Below are 7,393 nucleotides of genomic sequence, written 5' to 3'. Positions count from 1 at the left end.
CTTCAAATTTTTTCTTCTTGGCATCTGTCATCAATTGTTGAATGCCTTCACGCTCTAAAGTTGAACCACCTGCGATATCGGAATAAATTTTATAAAGCTCTATGCCGTTTTTCTTCATGAAGTTTTCAAAGAGCGTAACTTGATTCGTGATAGACACATTTTCATTGTCTGTTGCTGTATTGATTCGAATATAGATTGCATATTTCATTTTATGCATCCTCCTTCACAAAAGAAGATGCAGTAGAAATCACCTTATCTTCAGAATAATACTGAGCGATAAATGTGTCAAATAACACTTCAAGAGTGACACGAATAGCAGTTACGGGTGCGACATTATCAAATTTACGATCAATTTTCATAGAATGTTTTCCTCCTGTAAAGTTTAGTGGTAAAAAATACTTTTAGCTAAAAGTGAAAACATTCTACTCAATGATTTAATAGATTTTAATAGCAAAAATCAACTTTTTATAAAAAAAATTAATTTTTTTTGGATGAACAAACATCTGAGGCTAGATGAGGTTTGGTGTGGTTGAAAAAAGGTGGTAAGTTTCGCCGCCAAACTATCTAGGTATTTAAGGTGTAAACTTACCAGTTGAAAAAGTGCTGGAACCCAAGTGGCTCTAACGTTTGTTGTTGATGGTAAAATAAGGTGGTAAGTTTCGCCGCCAAACTATCTAGGTATTTTAGAAGCAAACTTACCAGTTGAAAAAGTGCTGGAACCCAAGTGGTTCTAACGTTTGTTGTTGATGGTAAAATAAGGTGGTAAGTTTCACCGCCAAACCATCTAGGTATTTTCATGGCAAATTTACCACTCTTCAATTTGGGGGATTGCATCAAAAATGTTCTTCGTAATATTGCTTTATAAATGCTTCTTCTAAACGAATGTCGTAATTTAAATCCATTTCAACTTCGAAGGCCCAGGCTTTTGATCGAGGTAGATAATCAATTTTTTTGAATACATACGGATATAGATTGGGTAAACTTTCAGTCTTTAAATAACTTAAAATTTCTTCTATTGGCAGATCAGCAGGTAACGAAATGGTGTAAGTTTTGTAATGCATACCTGATACTGCATTATAGCCTTCTCGAATTTCTTCCTTGAATATACCTTTGCCTTCAGCTTTTCTCCGCCAGGCTCCGATGATTTCTCGTAGTCGTTTTTGTTCGCTAATCAGTTTCTTTTCAGATAGAGCTAATTCGGCCTTTAACTCTTCGATTTGTTTTAATGCTTGGTCCAAATTCATTTTGACCTTCACCTCCATTCTCAAAACAGTATAACTTCGATTTTCTATATTCCTAGTTAAATCAATAATGATTGAATATAAAAATTGAAATTCCATCTTAAAATATATAAATCAGTCAGTATAATATTTTGAAATTGTTCAGAAATGTAGTTATCGATTTCAAACTCTCATTTCCTAAGAAACAGTTTTTCTTTTAAAGTTAACTAAAGTTATCATGGTTAACCTAATTTAAATTCAATCAAAAAAGTTAACAGGAAAGGTGATAGGATGGCTGATAAAACATATGGCTTTAAAGTAGGAGAAGAATTTTATGAAAAAGCTAAGTTAGTAATTGAAGCAAGCGGGTTGACGAGCAAAGAATGGTTTGAGCGTGCGGTTGCATTATATGAAACGAATGCAATTAAAGAGGGAAGTAGCGACTACAAGCAAGATTTGACTGAACTAGAGCATCATACAACACGTATGTATGAATTGATTGTAAATATGATTCAACGCTCAGTTTATTTGAAGGAACACGCTGTTAAAGAAGTATCCGATCAACTTCAAAATAAAGAAAATTTAATTACAAACTTACAGCAGCAACTTCAAACTACTAAAGATGCACTGAAAGCGAATGTGTTGTTAGTTCAAGAACATTCTAATACAGTTGTTGAATTAGAAGACCAATTAGCAAAAAATCAAATTATACTAAATAACAATCAAGCACTCATTGAAGAGTATAAAGATAAAAATGATACTTTGAATGGTTTTGTTGTGAAATATAAAGAATACGCTGACGAAAATGAACGAATTAAATTAGAATTTACTCGGAAGTCGAAATTGTATGAGGAACAATTTAGTAATGAAAAGAGTGTGTTACTACAACAAGTAAAAACTATAGAAGAACAAATCACTTCAATTACAAGTGAATTGGCTTCTACACAGGTTGAACTAAAGCAAACAAAACTGAACCATCAGCAAGAAATGGAGTTTGTAGTAGAGCAAAAGAAACTAGAGAAAGCACAAGCGCTAGTTGAGGAAAAAGCCAATCATAATGAAGAAGTACGTAAATTATATGATGAAATTGAAAGTTTGCGTAAAACACAACAGACAATGAATGAACAGTTACAAAATGAAATTATGCAACTACGTGAAAATAAAAAGTAGAATTAAAATAAGTCGGAACCTAAGTAAAAGGTTCCGGCTTATTTTAGTTAGTCTGCTAAATATATATCAGTTACATCTGCTCGATGGTGACCAATCAACCTCGATACTTTTCTTTTCGCATCTTCTGGCTCATGTCCTTCCTCTAAAAAGTATTCGAACTGTTCTTTTGCATAATTATGTCTGAAACTATGCATAGTTATTTCAACACCCTCAGCTCGGTCATTAAATGGGTCACGTACTTTATCGCGGTTATTACGTACGAAATCCTGTATTTGTTGAATCACTTGATGTGTTTTCAAATGCACTGGAACGAATAGTTTATGACCACGTTCAATGCCGCTCATAGCCGATTTCAAGATAGTTGATGCAGTACTATTGATTGGAACATTACGGATTAACCCGCCTTTTCCTTTCACAGTTAATAGACCTGTTCTTAAAGCTTTCTCAGCATTAGCGCGGTCGACTTTTACCGCTTCGTGAACACGTAGTCCAAGCTCTCGTGCTAATTGAATAATGTACGATAATTTATGATTCTTCGAATTTGCAGCAAGTGCTACTAATGCTTGATATTCATACTCTGTGGCGCGGCGATTAACACCACCGAACTTTCTTCGCTCTAAATCAAATTCAGGGTACTTTTCTTTCAATTTTTGATTGTCACTAATTCGATATCGAGTGTTTGGAATTTGGTCATGAAAATAGCGAATCGCTGCTAAATCATTTTTAATAGTTGAAGCGGATTTTCCTTCATCTTGTCTTTCGATGACGTAAGCGACGATATGTTTATCATGAATATTTGCTAATGTTTTTAAACTGAAATAATCTGCTAAAAATAAGCAGAAAAGGTGAACGTGATGATAGTATTGCTGCATCGACTTATGAACACTAATGCCTTTACTATGACGAGCCAGTTTATTTAGCTGTGTCATTAAATTAATGTATGCCCCTTTGTTGTGCAAATCGTCATCTTTATTTGCATAATCCCGAATTTCATCATCGGTTTTAATCCATCCACGTTTATGTTGCATAAAATCATTCCTTTCAAAAAAATAAAAAAAGACAGACTTCGCCTGCTGCTAAAAAGTCTGATCTTTATAGAATTTATATAAAGTTCATTACACCAGTTAAAGAAAATAAAGGCTTTTCCTAAATATTTTCTTTCTGTCTATATGGTGTAAAAGAAAGACTTTAGTATTTCGGTGAGTTTTCGTTGCACACTACAAGTACACGACTTGTTGTCATTTTAGACAGGTGCGGCTCACTTATATCTGTATTCCACAGATTTCATCCCTCAACTAGATGAAAAGTGAGAATGTTGTCCTAAGACAAATTCCAATGGCAAAAGTTATAAAAACCTACGATGACGTAGTCGCATACGCACTTGACGATAGATCAGACCGTCCAACTGATTTAGCTTCTTACATTTTTAGATGTGTTATCATCATTTTTTCTCCTAGCTAAAGGGGAGAAGGTATTTCTAACTAATGCAGAGCAACAGCTAGCGCATTAGACCAACGTAAAGTTTGGCAACGGCACGATTTACAATTGGATTTTCATTATATATAAATCGCCAATTAATTGGCAGAACAAGTAGTGACGAGCTATTTTGTTCTGTAATGCTGAATTATTATATAGAAACCATCAAAATGGGAATATTAGTTTACGAATAATGAATTATTAATTGAAGCGAATGGATTGAATTTGTTGGTGAAATCGCATGATAGATGCCTTGATTTCATTTCGAAGAAGGATTTTTAGAAGAGTGTTTAGAAAAACATCTCGCAATTGTTGGATAAAAAAACAATAAAAAATAAGTGAATTTACTAACATAAACAATATAACAGCATGTCCATGGAATTTTAAGGGGCATAATGAACTTTTTTGAAATAAATAATTAAAGCCAGCCTTCATTATATTGGCTGGCTCTATTTATTACACCTGAAGAAGTATTTTTAAATGAAATAAATTTTGATTTCTTATTAAAAGGGGAGTAAGACTGCTACAAAATAAAATAATTATTATGTCTAGGACCAAACTTCCTAAAGATGAATATTAAAATTAGCGTTGTTTTAATAAAATATATAAAGCTTTTTGTTGAACAACTGAAAGTTTTTCAATTTCTTTTGTTAATTCCAATAATATGTCGATTTCTTCTAAATCGTTTGCTTCTGCTTCAATATTAATACTATGCTCCAATTCCCTGAAAAACTGACTTAGTGATAAATCGAACTGATTACAAATTTTTCTCAACATCGTATAAGTTATGTCTTGTGTGCCATTCTCGATTTTCGATAATGACGAGAAAGAAATATCCAATTTCTCAGCTAAATCAATTAGTTTCCAGTCGTTTTCTTGTCGTATTTTTCGGATTAGCATGCCTATCCCCTTGTTATCCAAGACGAACTCACCTCACTATTTATAAAGCTAGTTATAAATAGAAATATAAATAGCCGTTATAAATAGACTATCGTTTTCTTATTTTACAAGCAATATTTTTAATGATAATATTGAATTGTAGTTAAAAGAAAATTTTCGTTTAAAGAAAAAGAGGTGGTGTTGTGGTAGATAACACATCAGTTATACTTGCTATTCTTATAGCTGAACGATTAGATGCACAATATGAAACAGATGAATGTAAAGCTATTTTTAAATCAATTGAAGAGTTACTTCAAAATCAAACGAATGATAATGAGCAAAGTATTGAATCAGTCAGAGCAATCCAAAATTATATACATCAATTAAATGAAATGACGTATTTAAACGCATTCAAAGATGCTTATCAATTATTTTCACAGCTAGGAAGAACTAATTAACACGGATAAACAGTATTTAGTTAAAAATACGATTCGGAAAAGGAGTTTGATTTGAAATGGAAAATAAGCTATATGGTGGAGAAGTCACATTACAAGTATTTACTACAGTTGAAGCTAATGATGACTTAGTTCAAGAACGTAATGAGGCTCATAAGAATTTAGACTTTGATTTATTCGCAGAACTTCGAAAGTTAGTGGAGGAAAAAGGCTATCATGTTTCGATTGTTGCAGCGGATTTACACTATGTTGAAGATGCTGATAAATCGGATGTTGATTTTATAAGCAATGAAAAAATTGAATCGAAAAATCGTAGTAAGAAACGTTCTTTTCGTATTCAACTATAAATGTTTGCTTTTAGATAGAGCCGGAATTTTTAGCTCTATCTTTTTATATGAATAATTTAGGTCTTTATAATCATTTGAAGCTAATAATGATTTTTTTTAGTTTTGCCCTTAAAAAATGAAAAATCCGAGTGTAAGATGATTTGAAATTTTTGAGGGGGCTAAAAAATGAAATCAGAACGCGATATTTTACTACGAAGTGTAATTAAGGAAGAACTTGTGATTTTAACAATGCATCGTGATGAAGCTGCAATTTTGAATCAGTTTTTATACTGGACACCAAGAACTAAAACATATGATCAGTTTTTAAGTGAAGAATCAGCTAGGATGCAGCAAGAAGTGAATGAATTTGAGGGGGGCTGGATTTATAAGGCAGCGGAAGAATTAAAGAATGAGTTATTAATGATTGATACGAATTTGAAAACGATTCGCAAGTATTTAAAAAGTTTAGTTGATAAAGGATTTCTTTTAAGAAGAAACAATCCTATGTGGAAAGTTGATCGAACGTACCAATACCGTGTTAACTTACGAAAAATCATTGATGATCTGAATCTTATAGGACACCAGCTTGAAGGATTTGAAGAATTCAGCCTTACTGTTGCGGAGACAAAGCATTATTACCATTATGAGAAAGAAAAAGGTCACTTTGTAGGGGCCAATTTGACAATGTCCAAGAGCCAAAAAGTCCTTTTGAACGAACCTTTTTCGGACCCTAAAGTGGAAAATAAGGATGTCTCAATTGGTAATATGTCAGTAACAATACCAGAGATTACTTCAAATATTACTAATCAAAAATTACTAACAGAGAATATTCATCAATCCAATGTCGAGGATGAAAAGGAATTAATTAAATTTCATTACTTATATTTAAGTAATGCTGTGGCTGTTTCTAAAGAAGATGAACGTTTAATAGACCAGCTTCTAAATGTGGTAGGTGATCCCGGTTATATATATACCTTAATGGATGAGTGTTACAAACTCAAAATTACTAAAGAGGACGCGGCGGGCCAGCAAGCAGCTGGGATTTGGTCGTTTAAATATTTCTATAACTATATTATGAAGGAATTTAAAGCTATGTGGGATTCATCAACGACTACATTTAGTTGGGAACAGTTCTAATTATAGAATATAATCAGTTTTGTAAAGTCGAGAGCATTCGTTAATCGGTTAACCGTTAAGGAATGCTCTTAATATTAAATCACTGCAAGAGTGCTGTTAGGAGAAGTTATGGAAATTAAACAATTATTATTAAATAGGTTTAAAGAGGACCCACTATATAAGTATTTGGTTACAAAAAGAGATGAAGAAGAATTATTTCCTGTGTCAGTGATAACGTTAAATGTTGCAGGAAGATATTCAACAATAGATGTAGCTCGTATCCTTGACAGAAATGACAATGACGTAAGAAATATAATGAAGTTACTAATTAAGGACGAATATCTTGTTGATTCAAGAGTTGGTAGGAATTATAAGTTAGATATATATGATGTTTATAAAATATTTCTAGCGAATTTAATTTGCTCAAAACAAGGGTTTAATTATACTGATGTTAAATTTGCGCTAGGCCTTATACAAGATGTACATAAGGGTAAGAATACCCCTTCTGAAGTTGCAAGCGATATTGAGCATGATTTTTTACTAAATACGCAAACGATTCAAATATTGGAAGCAAAGATTGATATTTTAAATGCAAAAAATTTGGAGTTAAGTCGTAATTTATTGAAGCTTTATGAATTTGCCCAAAAAATTTCTGAAATTGAATTACAAATGTTTGGATCTACGTCAAATTTTCGGACACATTCTGCCTAAGTTTTTTCTTGGGGCAACATCCCGAACGGATTGTTCCACA

General features: G+C 32.5%; 10 protein-coding genes. 5 read left to right on the top strand and 5 right to left on the bottom strand.

Features of this window, described 5'->3' with window-relative positions:
* The 3 genes from ACTHOQ_RS18475 to ACTHOQ_RS18465 all read right to left on the bottom strand — a co-directional run.
* Positions 1–208: recombinase family protein (locus ACTHOQ_RS18475; RefSeq protein ID WP_440497639.1), on the bottom strand; the 208-nt coding region annotated here is incomplete at its 3' end.
* A 1-nt stretch (position 209) separates the two neighbouring features.
* On the bottom strand, positions 210–359 hold the full coding sequence (locus ACTHOQ_RS18470; protein WP_340776672.1) for a hypothetical protein: 150 nt from the start codon (positions 357–359) through the stop codon (positions 210–212).
* Between the two features lie 474 nt (positions 360–833).
* Positions 834–1,244 (bottom strand): hypothetical protein, encoded by a 411-nt coding sequence (locus tag ACTHOQ_RS18465; protein WP_340776670.1) that lies wholly within the window; start codon positions 1,242–1,244, stop codon positions 834–836.
* A gap of 267 nt (positions 1,245–1,511) precedes the next feature.
* Between ACTHOQ_RS18465 and ACTHOQ_RS18460 the strand changes: the two genes are divergently transcribed.
* Positions 1,512–2,390, top strand: a complete 879-nt coding sequence (locus ACTHOQ_RS18460) for a coiled-coil domain-containing protein (protein ID WP_440497636.1) — start codon at positions 1,512–1,514, stop codon at positions 2,388–2,390.
* 47 nt (positions 2,391–2,437) lie between these two features.
* On the opposite strand, the gene ACTHOQ_RS18455 is transcribed toward ACTHOQ_RS18460, so the two are convergent.
* Entirely contained in the window at positions 2,438–3,418 is a 981-nt protein-coding gene (locus tag ACTHOQ_RS18455) for a tyrosine-type recombinase/integrase (protein WP_440497635.1), read from the bottom strand.
* 1,030 nt (positions 3,419–4,448) lie between these two features.
* Positions 4,449–4,766, bottom strand: coding sequence for a helix-turn-helix domain-containing protein (locus tag ACTHOQ_RS18450; protein WP_340776664.1), 318 nt, complete (start codon positions 4,764–4,766; stop codon positions 4,449–4,451).
* A 182-nt stretch (positions 4,767–4,948) separates the two neighbouring features.
* Between ACTHOQ_RS18450 and ACTHOQ_RS18445 the strand changes: the two genes are divergently transcribed.
* From ACTHOQ_RS18445 to ACTHOQ_RS18430, 4 genes are all read left to right on the top strand, one after another.
* Positions 4,949–5,203 carry a hypothetical protein gene (locus tag ACTHOQ_RS18445; RefSeq protein ID WP_340776662.1) on the top strand — a complete coding sequence of 85 codons (255 nt, stop codon included), beginning with the start codon at positions 4,949–4,951 and terminating at the stop codon, positions 5,201–5,203.
* A gap of 56 nt (positions 5,204–5,259) precedes the next feature.
* Positions 5,260–5,547, top strand: coding sequence for a hypothetical protein (locus tag ACTHOQ_RS18440; protein ID WP_340776660.1), 288 nt, complete (start codon positions 5,260–5,262; stop codon positions 5,545–5,547).
* Between the two features lie 165 nt (positions 5,548–5,712).
* On the top strand, positions 5,713–6,663 hold the full coding sequence (locus tag ACTHOQ_RS18435; protein ID WP_340776658.1) for a hypothetical protein: 951 nt from the start codon (positions 5,713–5,715) through the stop codon (positions 6,661–6,663).
* Positions 6,664–6,771: 108 nt separating this feature from the next.
* Positions 6,772–7,353, top strand: a complete 582-nt coding sequence (locus ACTHOQ_RS18430) for a hypothetical protein (RefSeq protein WP_440497634.1) — start codon at positions 6,772–6,774, stop codon at positions 7,351–7,353.
* The last annotated feature ends 40 nt before the right edge of the window (positions 7,354–7,393 follow it).

Source organism: Solibacillus silvestris, from assembly GCF_051967575.1.
Lineage (GTDB): Bacteria > Bacillota > Bacilli > Bacillales_A > Planococcaceae > Solibacillus > Solibacillus silvestris_B.
The sequence above is the reverse complement of the archived record's forward strand: the minus strand, read 5'-3'. Positions and strand labels throughout refer to the sequence as shown.

What these genes read in the sequence shown, in the direction of transcription:
- ACTHOQ_RS18430 (WP_440497634.1), top strand. Translation starts at nt 6,772, where the DNA reads ATGGAAATTAAACAATTATTATTAAATAGGTTTAAAGAGGACCCACTA.
- ACTHOQ_RS18435 (WP_340776658.1), top strand. Translation starts at nt 5,713, where the DNA reads ATGAAATCAGAACGCGATATTTTACTACGAAGTGTAATTAAGGAAGAA.
- ACTHOQ_RS18440 (WP_340776660.1), top strand. Translation starts at nt 5,260, where the DNA reads ATGGAAAATAAGCTATATGGTGGAGAAGTCACATTACAAGTATTTACT.
- ACTHOQ_RS18465 (WP_340776670.1), bottom strand. Translation starts at nt 1,244, where the DNA reads ATGAATTTGGACCAAGCATTAAAACAAATCGAAGAGTTAAAGGCCGAA.
- ACTHOQ_RS18460 (WP_440497636.1), top strand. Translation starts at nt 1,512, where the DNA reads ATGGCTGATAAAACATATGGCTTTAAAGTAGGAGAAGAATTTTATGAA.
- ACTHOQ_RS18450 (WP_340776664.1), bottom strand. Translation starts at nt 4,766, where the DNA reads ATGCTAATCCGAAAAATACGACAAGAAAACGACTGGAAACTAATTGAT.
- ACTHOQ_RS18455 (WP_440497635.1), bottom strand. Translation starts at nt 3,418, where the DNA reads ATGCAACATAAACGTGGATGGATTAAAACCGATGATGAAATTCGGGAT.
- ACTHOQ_RS18470 (WP_340776672.1), bottom strand. Translation starts at nt 359, where the DNA reads ATGAAAATTGATCGTAAATTTGATAATGTCGCACCCGTAACTGCTATT.